Genomic DNA, 21,201 nt, shown 5'->3' with positions numbered 1-21,201 from the left:
CGTCGGCGGCCGCAGGGATCGCGTTCCACCCGTCGGTGCCGAAGTTGAGGACGAAGTAGAGGTAGGCGACGTCGCCGTCGTCGGAGACCAGCGTCGGGACCGGCGCCCCCTGCGCGGCGGCGGCCCGGGCGGCAGCAGGCGTCAGGACGCCCTGGTCGGTGACGCCGTCGAGCCCGGCGATCTCCTTGCCGTCCTGCTCCATCGCGGCGAGGTCGTCGTCGGTGAGCCCGCCGTCGCGGTGGTAGACCACCAGCGTGGGGATGTCGTTGGGGTCGACGGTCTCGGAGAGCTCGTCGAGGACCTTGGTCGACTCGGCCGACCCGGGCAGCCACGACGACGCCTCGTTGTTCTGGACGTCGGCCAGCTTGGCCGAGAAGGTGGCCATGACGCCGGTGATGACGACGACGGCGAGGAGGACGACCCACTTGGTCACGCGCCCGGTGAGGGCTCCGGCGATCTGTCGATGCATGCACACCAGCACAACAGCCTCCACCGACATGCCGCATCGGTGATTCCCCCGAGGTCTAGACCGGGAGCACGCTCAGCGTGGCCTGGGGTACGCCGTCGGCAGCGGGCGTCCGAGCCCGTCCAGCACCTCGCGCAGCAGGTCGGGACGGTTGGTGATGAGGCCGTCGACGCCGAGGTCGACGAGGTGCCGCATGGTCGGCGGGTCATCGACGACGTAGGGCACGACGCCCAGCCCGGCGGCGTGCGCCTCCTCGATCATCGCCCGTGTGGCGTACGGCCGGTAGCCGGGGTCCTGGACCCCGGAGAGGTAGGGCGAGCCGTGGACGGGCGAGATCGCGGTGATGCCCTGCCCGGCGGCCGTCACGACGAAGTCGTCGTCGACCGGGATGCCGTCGAACCAGGGGGAGGCGCTGCCGTGGTCGGGTCGGAGGTAGCGCGGCGAGACGAGCAGGTTGCGCCGCACGGCGGGCTCGGCTTCGTGCACCAGCGCCAGCACGCCCCAGTCGAAGCACTGGATGCTGGTGCGGGCGACGAGGCCGTCGACGTGCAGCGCCTCGACCACCCGCGCGACGAACGCCTCGCGGGAGGTGAGCCCGGAGGCGTCGAGGGCGTCGTACTTGATCTCGAGGTTGAGCCGCACTGGGTCGGCGCCGCGCTCCTCCAGCAGCGCCGCCACCTGCCGCAGCAGCGGCATCGAGCGGGGCAGCTCGGCGCGCGTCAGCCGCCGGATCAGGCGCGCGTCGGCGAGGGCTGCGTCGTGCGCCACCACCACGTCGTCCTGCGCGGTGAGGTGCACGTCGAGCTCGAGGGTCGAGACCCCGAGCGCGAGCGCGTGGCCGAAGGCCTCCAGGGTGTTCTCGGGCCACAGGCCCGCGCCACCGCGGTGGGCCTGGAGGTCGAAGCTCACGCGTAGAGCGAGTCGACCACGTCGGAGTACTTCGCGTTGACCACCCGGCGCTTGAGCTTCAGCGTGGGGGTCAGCTCCTCCGACTCGGCCGTCCACTCGTGCGGCAGCAGCTCCCACGCCTTGACCTGCTCGGGCCGCGAGAGGCGCTCGTTGGCGGCGTCGACTGCCGCCTGCGCCATCGCGCGGATCTGCGGCTTGGTGGACAGGTCGGCGAGGTCGGTGAACTCGATGCCCATCCTGGCCGCCACGAGCGGTGCGATCTCGCCGTCGAGGGTCAAGATGGCCACGACGTAGGGCTGGCCGTCGCCGAGCGCCATCGCGTGCCCGACGATCGGCGACTCCTTGAGGTAGTTCTCGATGTTGGACGGCGCGATGTTCTTGCCGGCGGAGGTGATGATCAGCTCCTTCTTGCGGTCCACGACGGAGAAGAAGCCGTCGTCGTCGACCGTGCCGATGTCACCGGTGTGGATCCAGCCGTCCTCGTCGATCAGCGCGCGCGTCGCCGACTCCTGGCGGTGGTAGCCGGGGGTGTTGACCGGTCCCCGCACGAGGATCTCGCCGTCCTCGGCGAGGCGCACCTCGATGCCGGGGTTCGCGCGGCCGACGGTGCCGAGCTTGAAGTGGCCGGGGCCGTTGGAGGTGAAGGCGCCCGTCGTCTCGGTCATGCCGTAGACGTCGTAGACGTGCAGGCCCAGGCCGCCCATGAACTTTGCGACCTCCAGCGGCATCGGGGCGGCCGCGCTGGCGGCCCACCGCACCTGGTCGAGGCCGAGCAGCAGGCGCAGGAAGCCGAGGATGGCGGTGTCGGCCTCGGCGTAGGCCGCCTCGACCTCCGGCGTCATCTCGTTGCCGTGCTCGTGGGCCTGCGTCCACGCCAGCCCGGCGGCCATCGCCTTGCGCACCATCTCCTGGTTGGCCGGGTCGGGGTCCTCGGCGAGCTTGGCGGAGATGCCGGTCTTGATCTTCTCCCACACCCGGGGGACCCCGAAGAACGCCGTCGGGTGCACCTCACCGAGCGCCCCGAGCAGGCCGGCCGGGTCGGGGATCGCGTGCACGTGGTTGCCGAGGAACGGCGGGCCGTAGGTGGCGAGCACCCGCTCGGCGATGTGGGCGAGGGGGAGGTAGCTGATCGTGCGCTGCTGCCCGTGCAGCCCGGCGGCGTCGAGGGTGGAGACCGACTCGTACATCACGTTGTGGTGGGTGAGCACGACGCCCTTGGGGTTGCCCGTCGTGCCCGAGGTGTAGAGGTAGGTCGCGGGCATGTCGGGGGTGATCCGGTCCATCCGGTCCTCGACGCCCGAGGTGTCGGTGCCGCGGGCGAGGAAGTCGTCCCAGGTCATCGCGCGCGGGTCGTCGACCCGGTCGGCCTCGTCGAGCAGCACGACGTGGCGGATTGAGTCGACCTCGGCGAGCGCTCGCTCCCAGCGGCGGTAGCGGTCGTGGTCCTCCAGGACGACGACCACCGGCCGCGCCTCGCCGGCGATGAAGGCCACTTGGTCCTGCGCGAGCGTGTTGTAGATCGACATCGGCACCGCGGCCGCGGCCATCGCCCCGTAGTCGGCGAGGGTGTGGGCGGTGCGGTTGGTGGCCATGATCGCCACCGCGTCGCCCTTCTCCACGCCGAGGCCGATCAGCGCCGCCGCCACCTGCTGGGTCAGCTCCCAGGTCTCGCGCCACGTGATCGTCGACCACGTCTGCCCCTCCGGCACGTCGAAGCGGTCGGAGAACGCGGGCTGGTCGCCGTACCGCTCGGCGGCCTGGCGCACGGTCGCGGGCATGTGGAGCCCGAGGATGCGGGCCTCGTAGTCCTCGCGGACGGCGGCGACCTCGTCGGGGACCGGGATGGTCATGGCGTCTCCTCGGTGAGCGGTGTGGCGGGGGTCACATCATGGACGCCGGGACCGGCAGTGGCTAGGGGTGGTCCAGCCGTGCGCGAGGATGGAGGTGCACGGCCCACGGCGACGGCAGGAGACGACATGGTGGCGACCCGCTCGGCCCGCGAGCGCAAGGCCGCGGCGCAGGCCGGACCGCTGGCCCGGGTCCGGATCGACCTCGACGGCGAGCAGCAGCTCCTCTACCGGATCAGCTGCACCTCGTGCCGGGCCCGCAAGGACAGGCCCTGGTCGACCCACCGGGCAGGCGGCGACAACGGCTTCATGGCCGCGATGGACCGCTGGACCTTCCACCTCGTGGAGAAGCACCCCGGCGACGACGCACCGTGCCTGGCCTTCCTCGGCGAGGCGCAGCAGCGGCTGCACGAGCGGCGCGAGGCCGACTGACCCGTCCTGCGGCGCACTACCTGGTCCGGCACGGGGTACGGGACCTCATGTCGCACCACGTCGGGGAACGTCCGTCCGCCGCCGCCGGCCTCATGTACGGCGTGGGGCTGGGTGGGTTCGTGGACGGGATCGTCCTGCACCAGCTGCTCCAGTGGCACCACATGGTGAGCGCGACCGGGTCCTACCCGGTTACCACGGTCGCCGGGTTGGAGGTCAACACGCTCGCCGACGGCTTCTTCCACGTCTTCTCGTGGCTGGTCGTCGTGGGCGCCTCGATCGTCACGCTGGCACAGTGGCGACAGGGACGCCTGCCACCGAGCTGGCGCTTCCACCTCGGCGGCGTGCTCGGCGGGTGGGGCGGCTTCGACGTGGTCGAGGGGCTGGTGGACCACCAGCTGCTGGGGGTGCACCACGTGCGCGACGACCTGGGCGGTCCGCTCACGTGGGACCTCGGCTTCCTCGCCCTGGGCGCGGCACTCGTGCTGGCCGGGTGGCTGGTCGCGCGGTCGGGCTCGCGCGCGCTCACCGACCGCGGCTGGGAGCCGGTGCCCGTGGCGGGAGCCGGTGCAGGGTGACCTCGAGCGTCCCGGCGTCGGCGACCGCCGTCATGTAGGTGCAGTGCGGCTGGCGCCGGCGGTCGGTGGGGGAGCCGGGGTTGAGCAGGCGGAGGCCGCCGGGCGCCGTGGTGTCCCACGGGATGTGGCTGTGCCCGAAGACGAGCACGTCGAGGTCGCCGTGGATCGCCGCCATCCGCTCCTCGCGCCCCTTCGCCTGCCCGGTCTCGTGCACCACCCCGATCCGGAGGTCCTCGACCTCGACGCGCGCCACCTCGGGCAGCCGGGTGCGCAGGGCGCCGTGGTCGTTGTTGCCCCAGCACGCCACCAGCCGCGCGGAGCGCTCCTCCAGCGCGTCGAGGAGCGCGACGTCGACCCAGTCCCCGGCGTGCACCACGAGGTCGGCGTCGTCCACCGCCGCCCAGACCTCGGCGGGCAGGTCCCTGGCCCGCCTCGGCAGGTGCGTGTCGGCCAGCAGGAGCAGTCGGGTCGCCATGGGACCAGTGAACTCCACGGGCGCGGGGTACTCACCGGACATGACCGACGACGACACCGACCAGGTCGTGGCCGAGGCCGCGCTCCAGCTCTGGGCTGCCGCCCAGACCGACTTCGACCCCTTCGAGGTGCCGTCCACCGAGTGGCCGGCGACCGCCGTGCCGGTCCGTGACGCCGACATCGCCGTCGACTCCCACCTCGACGTGGAGGACGTGCGCGCCGCGCTGCGGCGCCTCGACGGGTCGAAGGTGGTGGTCGGCGAGGAGGCCGGGACGCTCAGCGTGCTGCGGGTGCTGCCGGAGGACGTGCCGCTCTAGCCGCGACCGTCGTTGGCGCGCTGCCCTAGATTCGCGGCATGCGGGTCGACAGGGAAGCCGACGTGGTCGTCGTGGGTGCGGGGCTCGCGGGCCTGCGGTGCGCCCAGGTGCTGGCGGACGCCGGGCGCGACGTGGTGGTGCTCGAGGCGTCCGACGCGGTGGGTGGGCGGATCCGCACCGAGCGCGTGGACGGCTTCCTCCTCGACCGGGGGTTCCAGCTGCTCAACCCTGCCTACCCGGCGGTGGCGAGGTGGGTCGACGTCGACGCCCTGGGGCTGCAGCCCTTCGGGGCCGGCGTGGCGGCGCGCACCGAGACCGACCTGCGCGTGCTCGGCCACCCGGTCCGCGAGCCGCGGCTGCTCCCGCAGACGCTGCGTGCGGTGGCGGCGCGTCCCGCCGAGGTGGCTGCGCTCGCCCGCTGGGCGGGCCCGTTGCTGCGCCCCCGCCGCGGGCGGCTGTCCGCGACGCTCCGGAGCCGGCCGGACGTCGACCGGCGCACCGCGCTCGACGACGCAGGCGTCGACGGGCTGCTGCGCCGTGTCGTGGACCGCTTCTTCGCCGGGGTGCTGCTCGAGGACGACGGCACCACCGCCGACCGGTACGCGCTGCTGCTGACGTGGATGTTCGTGCGGGGCGTCCCCGCGCTCCCTCGTGAGGGGATGCAGGCCCTGCCCGAGCAGCTCGCGGCCACGCTGGGCGACCGGGTGCGCCTGGGCCAGCACGTGCGCCGCGCCGACGCGAGGTCGGTCGAGACCGACGACGGCACGTGGAGCGCGCGGACGGTCGTCGTCGCGACCGGCGCCGCGGGTGCCGCCGGCCTGGCCGGCGTGCCGCGGGTGGCGACCAAGGGCGTGGTGACGACCTGGTGGGCGGCGCCCGACGCCCCCGCCACCGACCTGCTCCACGTCGACGCCCGACGCACCGCGGCCGGACCGCTCGTCAACGCCGCCGTCGTCTCGCGCGCGGCGCCGTCGTACGCCCCTCCCGGGCGCCACCTCGTGCAGGCCTCCGCGCTCCTCGGGCCCGACCGGGTGCCCGACGAGGCCGCGATGCGGCGGCACGCGGGTGACCTGCTCGGGGCCGACCCCGCGCGGTGGGAGGTGCTGGCGCGCCACGAGGTGCCCGACGCGCTCCCGGTGCAGCCGGCGCCCCACAGCGAGGCCCGGCCGGTGGTCGTCGACGGCCTCGTCGTGTGCGGCGACCACCGCGACACCGGGTCCATCCAGGGCGCGCTGGTCAGCGGCCAGCGTGCCGCCGACGCGGTGCTGGGAGGTCTCGCATGAGCGACGTCGTGGTGGTCGGAGCGGGGCTGTCGGGGGTCGCGTGCGCCCGTGCCCTCCGCGAGGCGGGCGTGGGCGTGCGGGTGCTCGACCGCGGACGCGTGCCCGGCGGCCGGATGGCGTCGCGGACGCTCTGGGACCGCCGGGTCGACCTCGGCGCCTCCTACCTCACCGTGTCCGACGACGGGTTCCGCACGGTGGTGGACGACTGGGCCGCGCGCGGCCTGGCCCGGGAGTGGACCGACACGTTCTGCGTGCTCGGCGGCGCGGAGCCCGAGGTGAAGTCGGGTCCCGTGCGCTGGGGTGCCACCCGCGGCCTGCGCACGCTCGTCGAGGACCTCGCCGACGGGCTCGACGTCGTGCGGGTCGACCTGACCGACCTCGCGGACGTGAACCGTGGCGCGGACGCGGTGGTCCTGGCGATGCCCGACCCGCAGGCGCTGCGACTCGTCGGCGACCACCCGGTGGCGGCCCTGCTCGACCGCACGTGGGAGCCGGTGCTCGCGCTCGCGGCCCGGTGGCCGGACCGCACCTGGGACGCCGTCAGCCCGACCGGGCGCCTCGACGGGGCGTTCGTCAACGACGACGACACGCTCGCGTGGGTGGCCGACGACGGCCGCCGTCGCGGTGACGACGCCCCGGTGCTGGTCGCGCACTCCACGCCGGGCTTCGCCGCCGGCCACCTCGACGACCCCTCCGCGGCCGCACCCGCCATGACCGCGGCCCTGCGCGGCCTGCTCGACCTGCCCGAGCCCGACGACGTCCACGTCCACCGCTGGACGTTCGCCCGCCCGGTGGGCGAGCGGGAGGCGCCCTACGCCCTCGAGGACGGCGACGGCCTGCTGGTGGGGGTGTGCGGCGACGGCTGGGGCCCCACTGCGAAGGTGGAGACGGCATGGCTCTCCGGCACGCGCCTCGGTCGGGCGCTGGCCGGGCGGCTCACCTGACCTCGAGCAGTCCCCGCTCCTCGACCAGCTCGATCGCCAGCGTGCGGTAACCGACCTCCTCGAACAGCACCGTCACCCGGTCGGGCTCCACGTCGGTGATCGTCCCGCTGCCGAACTCGGGGTGCTCGACGGTGGCCTGCACGACGTAGGCAGTGCTGGTCGAGGTGCCCTCCTCCGGGGCCGTCCCGGCCAGGCAGTTGTCGCACGTGCCGCACCGCTCGGTGACCTCGGCGCCGAAGTAGCCGAGCATGAACGCGGCGCGGCAGCGGTCGGTCTCGGCGTAGCCGCGCATCATCTCGACGCGCGACTCCTCGAGCCGCCGGTGTGCCTCCGCCCGCTCGACGACGGCGTCGACGACCGACGCCGGCCGCGCGTCGTCGGGCAGGTCGCCCGCCGCCCGGGCGAGGTGCACGAGGTTGATCAGCCGGCCGGCCTTGCGGTGCCCGAAGGACAGGTGCTCGGCCACCTCGCGGGGGTCCTCGCTGCCGGCGGCGTCGACCGCCTCCAGCACGGCCCGGACGTCGGTGCGACTCGGCACCGGCGTCGCGAAGAACTTGCCGAGGGACAGGTCCTCGGCGCGGTAGGCGAGCACGGCACGGGCGGTGGCGCGGTCGCGCCCGGCGCGACCGACCTCCTGCCAGTAGGTGTCCGGGGACTCCGGCACGTCGGCGTGGAGGACGAAGCGGATGTCGGGCTTGTCGATGCCCATGCCGAACGCGGACGTGGCCGCCACCAGCGACAGCTCGCCGGACATGAACGCGGCGTGCACCTCGGTCCGGCGCTTGGTGGGCAGGCCCGCGTGGTAGGTCGCCGCGCGGTGCCCGCGCGCGACCAGCTCCTCGGCGTACGCCTCGGCGCCGGCGCGGGTGCGGCAGTAGACGACGCCGCTGCCGGGGTCGCCGGCCATCTCGTCGACGAGCGCGAGGATGCGCTCGCGCTGCTCGTCGGCGTCGGAGAACCGCTCGACGGCGAGGGCGATGTTGTCGCGCTCGAAACCGGTGAGGACGGTGCGGGCGTCGTGGAGCGCGAGCCGCTCGACGACGTCCTGCTGGGTGGGCAGGGCGGCGGTCGCGGTCATCGCGATCACCCGCGGCTCACCGAGGCCGGCGACGAGCTCGCCGAGGCGGAGGTAGTCGGGACGGAAGTCGTGGCCCCACGCGGAGACGCAGTGCGCCTCGTCGACCGCGACCAGGCGCGGTCCGACGGCGGCGAGGGCGGCGTGCACCTCGGGGTTGGCGAGCTGCTCGGGGGAGAGGAGCACGAACTGCACCTCACCGGAGGCGGCTCCCTCCAGCACCTCGGCCCGCACCGTGTCGGACTCCGCCGAGCTCAGCCGGGCCGCGGTCAGGCCGGCCCGCTGCAGGGAGTCGACCTGGTCCTGCTGGAGGGCCAGCAGCGGCGAGACGACGACCGTGCACCCCCCGAGCAGCACCCCCGCGAGCTGGTAGGCCAGCGACTTGCCCGACCCGGTGGGGGCGACGAGCAGCACGTCGCGGCCGCCGACCAGGGCGCGCACCGCGTCCTCCTGCCCGGGCAGCAGCTCCCGGTGGCCGAAGTGCCGCTCCGCGGCCTCCCGCACCTCGTCCGCTCCGACCACCCCGGGCTCCTCCCCGTCCACCACGCCTGCGAGCGCTGGGGGTACCCGTGGGCCCCGGTGAGCATGCGGGAGATGTGCGTCACCTCCGGCGGAAGCCCGAGCACAGCACGCGGAGGTGCGCGATCGCCTCCTCGCCCCGGTAGTAGGCCTGCTGCTCGGCCACCCACGACCCGTCGGGGTTGCGCAGGTCGAAGCGGTAGGACACGTGGGAGGTGTCGGCCACGTCCGCGCCGTCGGCGACCTCCACCACCCGCTCGATCGTGTCGGAGTCCTCGAACCACGACCCCAGCACCACCTCGAGGACCGCGTCGGGTCCGGTGGCCTCCCAGGTGCGACCGGGCGTCAGGCCCTTGAAGTCGACGTCGTCGGCGAGCAGGTCGCGCAGGGCGTCGCGGTCCTTGGCGGCGACGGCGCGGGCGAAGCGGGTCCCCAGGGTCTCGGCCATGGGGTCAGTGTGCGCCCGCCGACGGGCCGCCGGGAAGGCTCAGGCGAGGAGGGCGAGGTCGCGCTCGGCGTAGAGCCGGTGCTCCCACTCCTCGTTGAGGACCACGCGCAGGCACTGGGCGACGTCGAGGCCCTCGGCGTCGGCCATGAACGGCGTGGCCGACGAGACCGGCCGGGCCAGCCCGGCGTCGTCGAGGTCGGCCAGCACGTCGGCGACGACCGACCGCCGCTCGGCCCGCACCGCGAGCACCTCGTCCAGGGACGGGCGCACGTCGCGGTCCCACGGGACGCCCTCGACGGTGGGTGCCTCGTCCCACGGGAGGTCGAGCGGGTGCCAGGGGGAGGGGTCGGCGCGCACCACGCCACCGACCCAGCAGGCGTGGGCGAAGCCGAGGTGCCGCAGCGTCTCGACGAAGGACCACTCGCCGTCGACCCGCTGGTGCAGCGCGTCCTCGGGCAGCGAGCGGGCGCGCTCGACCGTGGCGGCCCACAGCCGGTCCAGGACGCTGAACGCCTCGCGGAAGCCGTCGACGGTCGTCGGTCGCATCAGCGCCCGCTCCGGCGTCCGGCGGTCGAGCTCGGCCTCGACGTAGGCCGTGACGTCGACCCCGTTGACCACCAGCCGCCGGATCTCGCCGTGGATCTCGAGGTCGGGCACCTCGACCCCGGTCATCCGCACCCCGTCGAGGTACGTCGCGCGCACCCGCGCGCCGCTGAGGTCGACGTCGTGCAGCACGGCGCCGCGCAGGTGCGCCTGCTCGAACGTCGACCCCGAGAGGTCGACGCGCCGGAAGGTCGAGCCACTGAGGTCCTGCTCGGTGAAGTCGGTCATGGGGACACCGTAGGGACGGTTGCGGACGCTCCGCGACCGGTTCCCGGGTGGGACCACGGGTCCCACCCTCGCGGTCGCGCCGCCGGGGGCGCGGCTGGGACACTGAGGTGGTGGACACCAGCGCCCTCGGCTCGCAGCTGCGGATGTGGCGCGACCGCGTCAGCCCGGCCGCCGTGGGGCTGCCGAGCCAGGCGCGCCGCCGCGCCCCGGGCCTGCGACGCGAGGAGGTCGCGCAGCTGGCGGGGGTCTCGGCCGACTACCTGGTGCGCCTCGAGCAGGGTCGTGCCCGGCACCCGTCGGTGCAGGTGGTGCAGGCCCTGGCCCGCGCGCTGCGCCTCGACGACGGCGAGCGCGACGTCCTCTACCGCCTGGCCGGGCACCTGCCCCCGTCGCCGTCGCGGATGGACCGCCACGTGCCGCCCAGCGTGATGCGGCTGGTCGACCGCCTGGGGGACACGCCGGTGACCGTCATCGACGCCTCGTGGCAGACGATCGTGCAGAACCGCGCCGCCAGCGCCCTGTTCGGTGACCTCTCGGGCGAGTCCGAGCGCGGCCGCAACCGGGCGTGGCGCACGTTCATGGACCTGCCCGGCATGGGCCGGTTCGAGCCGCAGACCCGGTCGATGGTCGAGCGCGACGTGGTGGCCGACCTGCGCGCTGCGCTCGTGCGGATGCCCGACGACCCCGACCTCGCCTCCCTCGTGCACGACCTGCGTCGCGACAGCCCCCGCTTCGCCGAGCTCTGGGAGACCACGCCGGCCCGGCCACGGGGCGCCCAGCGCAAGACGCTGCACCACCCCGTGGTCGGCTGGCTGACCCTCGACTGCGACAAGCTGACCATCAACGACGGCGAGCTGCAGATCGTGGTCTTCACCGCGGAGCCCGGCACCCCCGACGCCGAGGCGCTGGCGCTCGCGGTCGTCGTCGGTCTCCAGGACCTCGAGGCGACGGAGGCCGTGCAGGGGCGCTAGGTCAGTGGCCGACCGGTCGCTCCTGCACCTGGTCGAGCCGCGCGAGGTCGTCGGCGTCGAGGGCGAGGTCGAGGACGGCCATGTTCTCCTCCAGGTGCGCCACCGAACCGGTGCCGGGGATGAGGAGGACCTGCTCGTCCTGGGCGAGGAGCCAGGCCAGCGCGACCTGGCTCGGCGTCGCGCCGTGGCGCGCCGCGACCGCGGACACGTGCGGGTCGGCCGCGAGGACGGCCGGGCCACCGGCGAAGGCCGAGCCGAGCGGGAAGAACGGGACGTATGCCACGCCGAGCTCGCGGCACGCGTCGAGGACCGGCTGGTCGCTGCGGTCGAGGATGCTGAACGGGTTCTGCACCTCGCCGATGCCGACGAGCTCGTGGGCCCGCCGGACGGTCGCGGCCGTGACGTTGGAGACGCCCACGTGGGCGATCTTCCCGGCGTCGCGCAGCCCGGCCAGGGCCTCGAGCTGGTCCTGGAGCGCGGGCTCGGCGGCGTCGGGGTCGTCGCGCTCGAAGCGGCGCAGGTTGACCAGGTGGAGCCGCTCGACGTTGAGGGAGCGGAGGTTCTGCTCCACCTGCTCGACCAGGTCGGCGGGCTCGGCGGCCGGCAGCCACGCGCCGGTGCCGTCGCGGCGTGCGCCGACCTTGGTCACCAGCCGGAGGCCGTCGGGGTAGGGGTGGAGCGCCTCGCGGATCAGCTCGTTGACGACGTCGGGGCCGTAGAACTGCGCGGTGTCGACGTGGTCGACGCCGAGCTCGACCGCACGGCGCAGCACGGCGCGCGCGGCCCCGGGGTCGGCGGGCGGGCCGAACACGCCGGGACCGGCGAGCTGCATGGCGCCGTAGCCGATCCGGTGGACCGGGGCGTCGCCGAGGAGGGCGGTGGCGGGGACCGCCGTGGGGGTGGTGGTGGGGGTGGGCTGGGTGGTCATGGGTCCACCGTCGCGCGGCCGGTGCGTGCGGACCAGTGGAACGGTTGTCCTGGGACCGGGCGTACCACCCTCGGGGAGCGCCGTCGCGCGGGTGCAACCGTGCGAGGGCCCGCGCCCGTCATGGTGGGTGGAGCGCCTCCGCCGGAGGTGCCGCGACGGAGGGGGACCGGGTGAGGGACGCCGAACGCGACCGGGAGTTCACGGAGTTCGTGACCGAGCACCGTGACACGCTGCTGCGCATCGCACGCCTCCTCGCCGCCGGCGACGAGGCTGCGGCGGAGGACGTCGTGCAGACGACGCTGACCAGGCTCTACGTGAAGTGGCGGCACGTACGACGGGCGGACAACCGCCTCGGCTACGCCCGCGCCAGCCTCACGCACACCTACGTCGACGAGACCCGGCGGGCGCACCGTCGCCGCGAGACCACGGTCGAGCGCGCGGTGGGCGAGCGCGAGGACGCGCAGGTGACGACGTACGACGGAGAGCTCCGCGCCGTCGTCGTCGAGGCCCTCGCCTCCCTGGCACCGCGGCAGCGCGCGGTGGTCGTGCTGCGCCACTGGCTCGACCTCGACGTCGCCGAGACCGCCCGCGTGCTCGGCTGCAGCGCCGGCACCGTCAAGTCCCAGAACGCCCGCGCGCTGGCCACCCTGCGCGACGCGCTGGCCCCCACCGTCCGCCCCACCCCGGAGGAGACCCGATGAACCACCTGGACCCGACCCCCGACCTGCACGACCTGCTCGACCGCGTGGCCCGACCGGGCGACGCGGGCAGGGCCACGACCAGCGCCGCCGCCGACCTCGGGCGGGCCCGGGCCGCCCTGCGGCACCGCCGCCGGCGCACCCTCTCGGCCGGCCTCGGCGCGCTCACCACCCTGGCCGTGCTGGGGGCGGGCGCCGCGGTCGTCGTCACCGGCACCGACGACCCCGGCGGCACCACGGCAGCGCCCTCGCCGCACCCCGGCGCGACGACCGCCCCGTCGCCGGAGGGCGGGCAGGTGCGCCTGGTCGCGGCCGCCTTCGAGGCCGGCCCCTACACGTTCGACACCACTCCGCAGGGGTGGGAGGTGCAGCAGAACGGGCCGTCCGCCGTCACCATCGCACGCGTGGGCGACCCCGACCAGGAGCCGGACTCGTTCGTCGGCAAGCTGGTCATCATGTTCGACGAGGCGTCCCTCGGCACCGGCGAGCGGGTCACGCGCGACGGTCGTGAGATGGCGTTCCTCGACCACGGTGACGGCTACCTGACCGCCTCGGTGTCGACGCGCGACGGCGAGCCGCAGGGCACCGTGCGCATCCAGTTCCCCGCCGACCTCGGCTGGACCCGTGACACGGCGCTGACGTTCCTCTCCAGCGTCCGGGTGGGTGCGGGCGCCGTGCCGGGCGTCGGCTGATCGCGCAGGCGGCTCAGAGCCCCAGCATGCGGCCGATGATCTCCTTCTGGATCTCGGTGGTGCCGCCGTAGATGGTCTGGATCCGGGAGTCGGTGTAGGCCTTGGAGATGGGGTACTCGTCCATGTAGCCGTAGCCGCCGTGCAGCTGGACGCCGGCGTCGACGACGCGCTTCTGCAGCTCGGTGGTCCACCACTTCGCCATCGACGCGAGCGCGGTGTCGACGGTCCCGGCGTTGAGCCGCAGCACGCAGTCGTTGATGAAGACGCGGGCGATGTGCGCCTCGGTGGCCATCTCGGCGAGGACGAAGCGGTTGTGCTGGAACTTCCCGATCGGCTTGCCGAAGGCCTCGCGCTCCTTGGCGTAGGCCAGGCAGAGGTCGAGGACGTGCTCGACGGCGGCGACGGCGATGCAGCCGATCGAGACGCGCTCCTGCGGCAGGTTCTCCATGAGGTAGACGAAGCCGCGCCCCTCCTCGCCCAGCAGGTTCGCCTTCGGCACGCGGACGTCGGTGAACGAGAGCTCGGCGGTGTCCTGTGCGTGCAGGCCCATCTTGGCGAGGTTGCGGCCGCGCTCGAAGCCCTCCATCCCACGTTCGACGACGAGCAGCGAGATGCCCTGGTGGCCGGCCTCGGGATCGGTGCGGCACACCACGACGACGAGGTCGGACAGGATGCCGTTGGAGATGAAGGTCTTCGAGCCGTTGAGGACGTAGTGGTCGCCGGCGTCGACCGCGGTCGTGCGGATGCCCTGGAGGTCGGAGCCGGCGCCCGGCTCGGTCATCGCGATGGCGGTGACGAGGTCGCCGGAGACGCAGCCGGGAAGCCAGCGCTGCTTCTGCTCCTCGGTCCCGAGGGAGGAGAGGTAGGGGACGATGATGTCGGTGTGCACGGCGAAGCCGGGACCCGACGCGCCCGCGCGCGCGGCCTCCTCGGCGAGCACCATGTTGTAGCGGAAGTCCTTGATGCCCGCCCCGCCGTAGGCCTCGTCGACGTCGAAGCACAGCAGCCCGCGCTCGCCGGCCTTGCGCCACACCTCGCGGTCGACCACGCCGGCCGCCTCCCACGCTGCGTGGTGGGGCACGACCTCCTTCTCGAGGAACGAACGGGCGACGGCGCGGAAGTCCTCGTGCTCCTGCTCGAGGATGCTGGGGCGCTCAGGCATGGTGCGGGCTCCTGTCGGTGCGGGGGTCCCGCGGGGTGAGGCGGTGCGGCCACGCCGCACCTACCGTGGGTCGATGGGTCTGATGAGCACGTCGGTGCGCGCGACGCACCTGGTCACCAACGCCGCCTGGTTCGGCGGGTCGCTGTTCGGCGCGGTCGGGCTCAACCCGGCCGCACGCGAGCCGGACACCGAGCGCGAGCGCGTCGAGGTGTCGGGCACGGGGTGGGAGCGCTGGGGACCGGTGCAGGGTGCGGCCGTCGCGCTGCACCTGCTGAGCGGCCTCGCGATCACCGCCGACAACCGTCGCCGCGTCGCGGGCCACCCGCCGACCACGGTCGTCACGCTGGCCAAGACGCTGCTGACCGGCGCTGCCGTGGCCTCGTCGGCCGCGGCGTACGTCTACGGCGAGCGCCTCGGCGACGCGTCCGGCGAGGACGGGCACCCGCGCGACCCGCAGGTCGCCGAGGACGCCCGCCGGAAGCTGGTCTGGCTTCAGTGGGCCACGCCCGCCCTGACCGGCGCCGTGCTGGTCCTCGACGCGGCGCTCGGCGAGCAGCAGCGCGGGACGGCGGGCCTCCTCGACCGCCCCTGGTGAGGGACGGGTCACGACACCCAATCCTTGACCTGGGCCACCGTCGCGGCCGGGTCGTCGCTGACCGGCGTGATGTTGAGGTCGGTGACGCCGGCCTCGCGGAAGGCCGCGATGCGCTCCTGGACGTAGGACGCGGGGCCGACGAGGTTGGCGGCCTCGAGCCACTCGGTGGGCACGAGCGCCTCGGCCTCCCTCTTCTTCCCCGACAGGTAGAGGTCCTGGATCTTCTCCGCCTCCTCCTCGTAGCCGTAGGCACGCGCGACGTCGTTGTAGAAGTTCTTGCCCCTGGCGCCCATGCCGCCGACGTAGAGGGCGAAGAGCGGCCGGGCGAGGTCGAGGAGCGCCTTGGTCTCCGGGCCCTCGCCGATCGCGACCATGCCGCCGGCCATCACCTGCAGCGGCCCGAGGCCGTCGAGCCGCTTGGCGTTGCCGGCCGCGAGCGCCTCACCCCACACGAGGTGGGCCCGCTCGGGGTGGAACAGGTGCGGGATCCAGCCGTCGGCGATCTCCGCGGTCTGCTCCACGTTCTTCGGGCCGAGCGAGGCGATCCAGATCGGGATGGTGTCGCGCTCGACCTGGGTGAGGATCTTGAGCGGCTTGCCGAGCCCGGTGACCGCGCCGTGCTCCTTGGTCAGCGGCAGGTGGAACACGCCGTCGGAGGTGAGCTGCTCCCGCTTCAGGCCCCGGCGCACGAGGTCGACGACCTCGGCGGTGCGCGCCATCGGCCTGGCGTAGGGGACGCCGTGGAAGCCCTCGACCACCTGCGGCCCGCTGACGCCGAGACCGAGGATCGCGCGGCCCTGGCTGACGTTGTCGAGCCCGGCGGCTGTCTGCAGCAGCGCGCCGGGCGTGCGGGAGTAGATGTTGAGGATCGCCGAGCCGATCTGCACCGTCTCGGTCTTCGCCGCGAGGTAGCCCATCAGCGTGGGGGAGTCGAAGCCGTAGGCCTCCGCGACCCACACGCTGTCGAGGCCGGCCCGCTCCAGCGCGACCACGTCGTCGGCCGCCTTGCGCGGGTTGCCGTCGTACATCAGGAGGGTCGCGAGGCGCATGCCCCAATCGTGACAGTGGCACTGTCACGATGGCAAGAGGCCCCCGATCGCCTTCGCGTCGGCGGCAGGGAGCTCGAAGAAGCCGAACCTGATCCTGCTGGTCGGCAGGTGGTCGCGGACGGCGGCGAGCGGGACCGGCTCGATCTCGCGCAGCCGCGCGGCGCGCTTCCAGCCACCCTCGATCACGGTGCTGGGCTCGGGCTCGTCGCTGGTCACCTCGCCGACGAAGGTGATCGCCCGCAGCGGCTCGCCCCGCGGGAACGTCGTCGTGGGGGAGTAGACCAGGACGTGGTCACCCCGGCCCATCCGCGCCACCGGGGCGCGCTTGCCGTGGTTGGCCATCACGAAGCCCTCCGCGGCTCCGCGGCGTGCGTGGTCGCGGGAGGCGACGAGGACCCAGGTGCGTGTCATGGCGGCGACGCTAGGCGGAGGGTCCGACACCGCGACGGGCCTCAGCGGCGCAGCTCGTCGAGCACCCGCTGGGCCCGGCCGGACGGGTGCCAGACCAGCGGTCCCGCGTCGTCGGGGGCCGCCCACGGCTCGCGCACGACGAGCTCGTGGCACCAGCCGTCGACCGAGACCAGGTCGCCCCACGCGGTGCGTCCCACGACGCTCTGGGCGTAGAGCGCGTCGTCCCCACCGGGGCAGTCGTAGCGGCCGATCCTGACGAGGGGCTCGGCCCGCGCCGCCAGGTCGGCCACAAGCACCTCGAGGTCGGCAGCCGGCACGCGCACGGAGGGCCGGTACGACGGCTCCGGGGCGTCGGGCGCCCAGCACGACACGGCCACCACCATGTCCGCGGCGGACCCGGTGAGCGAGTACGCCGGCCCGCGCGGGTCGCCGGCGGCGCAGTCGGGCGGGTCCGGCAGCGCCGTCGGGGCGGGCCGTGCCTCCCGCTGCTCCTCCACGAGGGCGAGCGCGGTGTCGAGCACCTCGCCGGCCCCGAACCATCGCCCGGACGCGACGGTGACGAACCCGCAGCCGCTGGTGTCGCCCTGGATCCGCGCGTAGCGGTCGCGGGAGAAGCGCAGGAGCAGGTCGAAGGCCGGCCCGGCCTGCCGCGTGCAGGCGACGTCGCCGACGGGTGCCTCGTCGAGCCCGTCGAGCACTGAGCGCAGACGGGACAGGTCGCCGTCGACCAGGTCGGCGGGCGCCGTCCAGGGCATCGACCCCCGGCCGTCGGCGCAGACCAGCATCGCCAGGGGCTCGGCGTCGAGCGGCAGCACCGGCACCTGCTGCACCTCGGTGTCGCAGCCCAGCTCGCCGTCGATGGCGTAGGCGAGGTCGACGTCGGAGCGCGGTGGCGGGGGCCGGTCCGCACCCAGGGCCGCCACGAGCGCGACGGCGGGCAGCACCAGGCCGACCAGCGCCAGCGCGCCGACCACGAGCAGGCCCCGTCCCCTCACGTGTCGAGCATGACGGATCAGCCCTTGCCGTGCCACGACTCCCAGAGCGAGGCGTACGAGCCGCCCGCGGCGACCAGGTCGTCGTGCGAGCCGAGCTCGGCGATCACGCCGTCCTCCACGACCGCGACGCGGTCGGCGTCGTGCGCCGAGAACAGCCGGTGCGCGATCGCGATGACCGTGCGGCCCTCAAGCACGGCGGCGAGGGAGCGCTCGAGGTGGCGGGCGGCACGGGGGTCGATCAGCGACGTCGCCTCGTCGAGGACGAGGGTGTGGGGGTCGGCGAGCACCAGCCGCGCCAGCGCGACCTGCTGGGCCTGCGCGGCGCTCAGGCTGCGCCCGCCGGACCCGACGACGGTGTCGAGGCCCGCGGGCAGCGCGAGCGCCCACTCGTGCGCGTCGACCGCCCGCAGCGCGGCCACCACCTGCTCGTCGTCGGCCTCGGGACGGGCGAGCACGAGGTTCTCGCGCAGGGTCCCGACGAAGACGTGGTGCTCCTGGGTGACCAGCGCGACGTGGCCGCGCAGGTCGCCCAGCGGCAGCTCGACCAGACCGACGTCGCCGACGGTGACGCGGCCCGCGCGGGGCGGGTGGATGCCGGCGAGCAGCCGTCCCAGGGTGGACTTGCCGGCACCCGAGGGGCCGACCATCGCGATCCGCTCGCCGACGCCCACGTCGAGGTCGACGCCGTGCAGCACGTCGCGCCCCTCGACGTAGGCGAACCGCACGTCCTCGGCGTCGAGCTTCTCCGAGGTGGGCACCCGGCCGGTGACCTCCCGGTCGTCGGGCACCTGCGCGACGCCGAGGAGCCGGGCGAGGGAGGCGGCGCCGAGCTGGAGCTCGTCGAGGATCGAGACCAGCCGGTCGACCGGGTCGATGAGCATCTGGACGTAGAGCGTCGCCGTGGTCACCTCGCCCAGCGACACGTCGCCGCGGGCGTAGAGCCAGCCGCCGAACAGCAGCGTGCCCACGACCGGCAGCAGGTAGCTCAGCTCCATGCTCGGGAAGAAGCGGGTCCGCAGGTGCAGGGTGTAGCGCTCGGCCGCGAACGAGGCGCGGCAGTCGTCGTCGCCCTGCTGCACCCGCTGCGCGCCGAGCCCGAGCGCCTCGACGGTGCGCGCGCCCTCGACGGTCTCCGAGAGCGTGGTCGTGATCTGGGAGTACGACGCCGTCTCGGCGAGGTAGCCGTCCTTCGCGCGGGCGAGGTACCACCGCAGGCCGGCCACGAGCGGCGGCACGGCGAGCAGGCAGGGCAGGAAGACCCACCCGCCGACCGACAGCGCGGCGGCGAAGGTGAGGACCGCCGTGACGACCGCGATGGTCGACTCCGGCAGGGCGAAGCGCACCGACCAGCCGAGCTGGTCGATGTCGGAGCCGGTGCGGGTCAGCAGGTCGCCCGAGCCGGCCGCCTCCACGGTGCCGACGGGGAGCGCGAGGGTGTGGGCGACGAAGTCCTCGCGGAGCTCGGCCAGCACCAGCTCACCCATCACCTGCGAGCGCAGCCGGGCGTAGCGGGTGAGCACCGTCTGGGCGAGCAGGAAGACGGCCAGCAGCACGACGACGCGGTCGACGTGGGCGCGGGTGGTGCCCTGCTCGACGGCCTGCACGAGGTCTCCGAGCAGTCGGGGCGCGGCGAGGGCGGTGACGGCGGCCAGCACGTGCAGCCCGAGCGCCGACCAGAGCAGGAACGGGTGGCGGTGCGCCACCTGGCCGACGTACCTCCGCACGGCGCGGCCGTCGGCGATGGGGAGCCGGGTCGTCACCCTCATGCCGACACCTCCACGTCGCGCACCACGACGGACCGGTAGGCGGGGACCGAGGCGAGCAGCTCCTCGTGGGTGCCGGTGGCGACCACCCGGCCGTCGACCAGGAACGCCACCTCGTCGACCGCGTCGAGCAGCAGCGGGCTGACGGTCGTCACCACGGTGGTGCGGCCGGCCCGGTGCGCGCGCAGGCGCGAGGCGATCCGCGCCTCGGTGTGGGCGTCGACTGCGCTGGTCGGCTCGACCAGCACCAGCACCTCCGGGTCGCACGCGAGGGCGCGGGCCAGCACCAGGCGCTGGCGCTGCCCGCCCGAGAACGAGCGGCCCCTCTCGGTGACGACGGTGTCGAGGCCGTCGGGCAGCGAGGCCAGCACGTCGTCGGCCGACGCCGTGGCGATCGCCTCCTCGACGCCACCGCGTCCGTGCTCGTCGAGCCGGTCACCGAGCCGCCCCGCGAAGAGCGCGGCGCCGGTGTCGGACACCACCACCCGCTCGCGCACGAGCGCGTGGGGGAGCGAGGTGAGCGGCACGCCGCCCAGGGAGACCTCGTCGTCCTGCTCGGCGGCGCACAGGCCGAGGCGGTCGGCGAGGTGGGCGGAGTCGTCCGGCTGCTCGCTGACGACGGCGACGAGGGAGCCCGGTCGCACCCGGAGCCCCGAGCGGGCGTCGTACAGCTCGGACAGGGCAGGGGGTGCGGGCGCGGGGGAGGCCGGCTCGACCACGTCGGGGTCCAGCGACAGCACGTGGCAGACCCGACCGGCCGCGACCCGGCCGCGGATCAGCTTGTTGGCGAACTCCGTGGCCGTGCGCAGCGGGATCAGCAGGAAGGCCGAGTAGCCGTAGAACGCGACCAGCTCGCCGGCCGTGATGTCGCCGGCCACCGCAGAGCGGGCGCCCAGCCACACCACCAGCACCACGAAGGTGCCCGGGAGGAACACCTGCAGCGCGTCGAGCACCGACTGCAGCCGCGCCACCTCGACCGCCGCGGCGCGCGTGGCCTGCGACTCGCGCCGGTAGCGCTCGAGGAAGACCCCCTCACCGCCGATCCCGCGGAGCACCCGCAGGCCGCCGACGATGTCGGTGCCGGTGTTGGACAGGTCGGAGCGCATCTGCCGCTCGGTCGCGCTGCGCGCCTGCAGCGGCTTGAGCAGGGGGCCCATCACCAGCATGAGCAGCGGCACCCCGACCAGCACCACGAGGCCGAGCTCGACCGAGGTGGTGAGCAGGATGGCGGAGACCAGGAGGAACGAGACGATCGCGCCGGCGAAGCGTGCGGTCACGTCCATCACGTTGCCGATGTGGCTGAGGTCGGTGGTGCCGATCGCGATCACCTCGCCGGTGCTGACCTTGCGCGGCAGCGACCCGCCCAGCCGCACCGCCTGGCGCGTGGTGAGCTGGACGACGCGGTAGGACGCGGTGAGCCAGTTGGTCACCGCGAACCGGTGCCGCATGATGCCGGTGACCGCCTGGAGCAGGCCGACGGCCAGCATCACGCCCGCCCACAGCAGCAGCTGGCGCTCGTCGCGCGCGGCCACGCCGCGGTCGATCGCGCGGCCCAGCACGGCCGGCAGCACCGCCTGGCACGACATCCACACGATGCCGAAGAGCATCCCGCCGAGGAGGGTGGCCTGCTGGCCGCGGGCCAGCCACCACAGGAAGCGGTCGGGTGTGCGGTGGTCCGCCACTCCGGGATCGGGGACGGGGAGGCTGCGCACCACGCGATCCTAGGTTCGGCGCGGTCAGGGCTCGACCGGTTTTCGCCGGCGGGGCGATCCTCGCGTGTCTCGGTCGGCTGAGCAGGCGTCGGATGCCCTGGACGA

The 21,201-nt window shown here is 74.3% G+C and carries 22 protein-coding genes and 1 pseudogene; 9 read left to right on the top strand and 14 right to left on the bottom strand.

Annotation, left to right across the window (positions count from 1 at the left end):
* From ACFFJG_RS18655 to ACFFJG_RS18645, 3 genes and pseudogenes are all read right to left on the bottom strand, one after another.
* Positions 1–469, bottom strand: a pseudogene (locus ACFFJG_RS18655) (hypothetical protein); the annotation flags it as partial.
* A 72-nt stretch (positions 470–541) separates the two neighbouring features.
* Positions 542–1,375, bottom strand: a complete 834-nt coding sequence (locus ACFFJG_RS18650; RefSeq protein WP_378520281.1) for a glycerophosphodiester phosphodiesterase family protein — start codon at positions 1,373–1,375, stop codon at positions 542–544.
* Positions 1,372–3,225 carry an AMP-dependent synthetase/ligase gene (locus ACFFJG_RS18645; RefSeq protein ID WP_378520280.1) on the bottom strand — a complete coding sequence of 618 codons (1,854 nt, stop codon included), beginning with the start codon at positions 3,223–3,225 and terminating at the stop codon, positions 1,372–1,374. The genes ACFFJG_RS18650 and ACFFJG_RS18645 overlap by 4 nt, the downstream gene beginning before the upstream one ends.
* 126 nt (positions 3,226–3,351) lie before the next feature.
* On the opposite strand from ACFFJG_RS18645, the gene ACFFJG_RS18640 reads away from it, so the two are divergent.
* Both ACFFJG_RS18640 and ACFFJG_RS18635 read left to right on the top strand, forming a co-directional pair.
* A complete protein-coding gene (locus ACFFJG_RS18640; protein ID WP_378520279.1) occupies positions 3,352–3,654 on the top strand; it encodes a hypothetical protein in 303 nt (100 codons plus the stop codon).
* 47 nt (positions 3,655–3,701) lie between these two features.
* Positions 3,702–4,229: a DUF2243 domain-containing protein gene (locus ACFFJG_RS18635; protein ID WP_378520278.1), complete on the top strand. Its 528-nt coding sequence runs from the start codon at positions 3,702–3,704 to the stop codon at positions 4,227–4,229.
* Here the strand turns inward: ACFFJG_RS18635 and ACFFJG_RS18630 are convergent.
* Positions 4,177–4,704 (bottom strand): metallophosphoesterase family protein, encoded by a 528-nt coding sequence (locus ACFFJG_RS18630; RefSeq protein ID WP_378520277.1) that lies wholly within the window; start codon positions 4,702–4,704, stop codon positions 4,177–4,179. The genes ACFFJG_RS18635 and ACFFJG_RS18630 overlap by 53 nt on opposite strands.
* A 40-nt stretch (positions 4,705–4,744) precedes the next feature.
* Between ACFFJG_RS18630 and ACFFJG_RS18625 the strand changes: the two genes are divergently transcribed.
* The 3 genes from ACFFJG_RS18625 to ACFFJG_RS18615 are packed head-to-tail and all read left to right on the top strand — an operon-like array spanning position 4,745 to position 7,247.
* On the top strand, positions 4,745–5,020 hold the full coding sequence (locus ACFFJG_RS18625; protein WP_378520276.1) for a hypothetical protein: 276 nt from the start codon (positions 4,745–4,747) through the stop codon (positions 5,018–5,020).
* Between the two features lie 38 nt (positions 5,021–5,058).
* Entirely contained in the window at positions 5,059–6,303 is a 1,245-nt protein-coding gene (locus tag ACFFJG_RS18620) for a flavin monoamine oxidase family protein (protein WP_378520275.1), read from the top strand.
* Entirely contained in the window at positions 6,300–7,247 is a 948-nt protein-coding gene (locus tag ACFFJG_RS18615; RefSeq protein ID WP_378520273.1) for an NAD(P)/FAD-dependent oxidoreductase, read from the top strand. The genes ACFFJG_RS18620 and ACFFJG_RS18615 overlap by 4 nt, the downstream gene beginning before the upstream one ends.
* Here the strand turns inward: ACFFJG_RS18615 and ACFFJG_RS18610 are convergent.
* The 3 genes from ACFFJG_RS18610 to ACFFJG_RS18600 all read right to left on the bottom strand — a co-directional run bounded on the left by ACFFJG_RS18610 (position 7,240) and on the right by ACFFJG_RS18600 (position 10,120).
* Entirely contained in the window at positions 7,240–8,844 is a 1,605-nt protein-coding gene (locus ACFFJG_RS18610; protein ID WP_378520272.1) for a RecQ family ATP-dependent DNA helicase, read from the bottom strand. The two genes, ACFFJG_RS18615 and ACFFJG_RS18610, sit on opposite strands and share 8 nt — an antisense overlap.
* Positions 8,845–8,923: 79 nt before the next feature.
* Positions 8,924–9,289 (bottom strand): nuclear transport factor 2 family protein, encoded by a 366-nt coding sequence (locus ACFFJG_RS18605; RefSeq protein ID WP_378520271.1) that lies wholly within the window; start codon positions 9,287–9,289, stop codon positions 8,924–8,926.
* Positions 9,290–9,328: 39 nt separating this feature from the next.
* Positions 9,329–10,120, bottom strand: a complete 792-nt coding sequence (locus ACFFJG_RS18600) for a DinB family protein (RefSeq protein ID WP_378520270.1) — start codon at positions 10,118–10,120, stop codon at positions 9,329–9,331.
* Positions 10,121–10,230: 110 nt separating this feature from the next.
* Between ACFFJG_RS18600 and ACFFJG_RS18595 the strand changes: the two genes are divergently transcribed.
* Complete coding sequence (locus tag ACFFJG_RS18595) at positions 10,231–11,091, top strand: helix-turn-helix transcriptional regulator (protein WP_378520269.1); 861 nt, start codon at positions 10,231–10,233, stop codon at positions 11,089–11,091.
* Between the two features lies 1 nt (position 11,092).
* On the opposite strand, the gene ACFFJG_RS18590 is transcribed toward ACFFJG_RS18595, so the two are convergent.
* Positions 11,093–12,019 carry an oxidoreductase gene (locus tag ACFFJG_RS18590; RefSeq protein WP_378520268.1) on the bottom strand — a complete coding sequence of 309 codons (927 nt, stop codon included), beginning with the start codon at positions 12,017–12,019 and terminating at the stop codon, positions 11,093–11,095.
* Between the two features lie 170 nt (positions 12,020–12,189).
* On the opposite strand from ACFFJG_RS18590, the gene ACFFJG_RS18585 reads away from it, so the two are divergent.
* On the top strand, positions 12,190–12,720 hold the full coding sequence (locus ACFFJG_RS18585) for a SigE family RNA polymerase sigma factor (RefSeq protein ID WP_378520267.1): 531 nt from the start codon (positions 12,190–12,192) through the stop codon (positions 12,718–12,720).
* Complete coding sequence (locus ACFFJG_RS18580) at positions 12,717–13,409, top strand: hypothetical protein (protein WP_378520266.1); 693 nt, start codon at positions 12,717–12,719, stop codon at positions 13,407–13,409. Before ACFFJG_RS18585 ends, ACFFJG_RS18580 begins: the two co-directional genes overlap by 4 nt.
* A 13-nt stretch (positions 13,410–13,422) precedes the next feature.
* On the opposite strand, the gene ACFFJG_RS18575 is transcribed toward ACFFJG_RS18580, so the two are convergent.
* Positions 13,423–14,571, bottom strand: coding sequence for an acyl-CoA dehydrogenase family protein (locus ACFFJG_RS18575; protein ID WP_378520265.1), 1,149 nt, complete (start codon positions 14,569–14,571; stop codon positions 13,423–13,425).
* A 73-nt stretch (positions 14,572–14,644) separates the two neighbouring features.
* Between ACFFJG_RS18575 and ACFFJG_RS18570 the strand changes: the two genes are divergently transcribed.
* Positions 14,645–15,166: a hypothetical protein gene (locus tag ACFFJG_RS18570; protein WP_378520264.1), complete on the top strand. Its 522-nt coding sequence runs from the start codon at positions 14,645–14,647 to the stop codon at positions 15,164–15,166.
* A gap of 8 nt (positions 15,167–15,174) precedes the next feature.
* Here the strand turns inward: ACFFJG_RS18570 and ACFFJG_RS18565 are convergent, their stop codons facing one another.
* The 5 genes from ACFFJG_RS18565 to ACFFJG_RS18545 are packed head-to-tail and all read right to left on the bottom strand — an operon-like array spanning position 15,175 to position 21,096.
* Positions 15,175–16,215, bottom strand: coding sequence for an LLM class F420-dependent oxidoreductase (locus ACFFJG_RS18565; RefSeq protein ID WP_378520263.1), 1,041 nt, complete (start codon positions 16,213–16,215; stop codon positions 15,175–15,177).
* A gap of 24 nt (positions 16,216–16,239) precedes the next feature.
* Positions 16,240–16,626 (bottom strand): EVE domain-containing protein, encoded by a 387-nt coding sequence (locus tag ACFFJG_RS18560; RefSeq protein ID WP_378520262.1) that lies wholly within the window; start codon positions 16,624–16,626, stop codon positions 16,240–16,242.
* Positions 16,627–16,667: 41 nt separating this feature from the next.
* Positions 16,668–17,621: a hypothetical protein gene (locus tag ACFFJG_RS18555; protein ID WP_378520261.1), complete on the bottom strand. Its 954-nt coding sequence runs from the start codon at positions 17,619–17,621 to the stop codon at positions 16,668–16,670.
* A gap of 17 nt (positions 17,622–17,638) precedes the next feature.
* Positions 17,639–19,387, bottom strand: a complete 1,749-nt coding sequence (locus ACFFJG_RS18550; protein ID WP_378520260.1) for an ABC transporter ATP-binding protein — start codon at positions 19,385–19,387, stop codon at positions 17,639–17,641.
* Entirely contained in the window at positions 19,384–21,096 is a 1,713-nt protein-coding gene (locus ACFFJG_RS18545) for an ABC transporter ATP-binding protein (RefSeq protein WP_378520259.1), read from the bottom strand. The genes ACFFJG_RS18550 and ACFFJG_RS18545 overlap by 4 nt, the downstream gene beginning before the upstream one ends.
* Between the last annotated feature and the right edge of the window lie 105 nt (positions 21,097–21,201).

It is taken from the genome of Nocardioides zeicaulis, from assembly GCF_042432345.1.
Lineage (GTDB): Bacteria > Actinomycetota > Actinomycetes > Propionibacteriales > Nocardioidaceae > Nocardioides > Nocardioides zeicaulis.
Note: the sequence above shows the minus strand (reverse complement) of the source record. Positions and strands in the feature narration are given on the sequence as shown.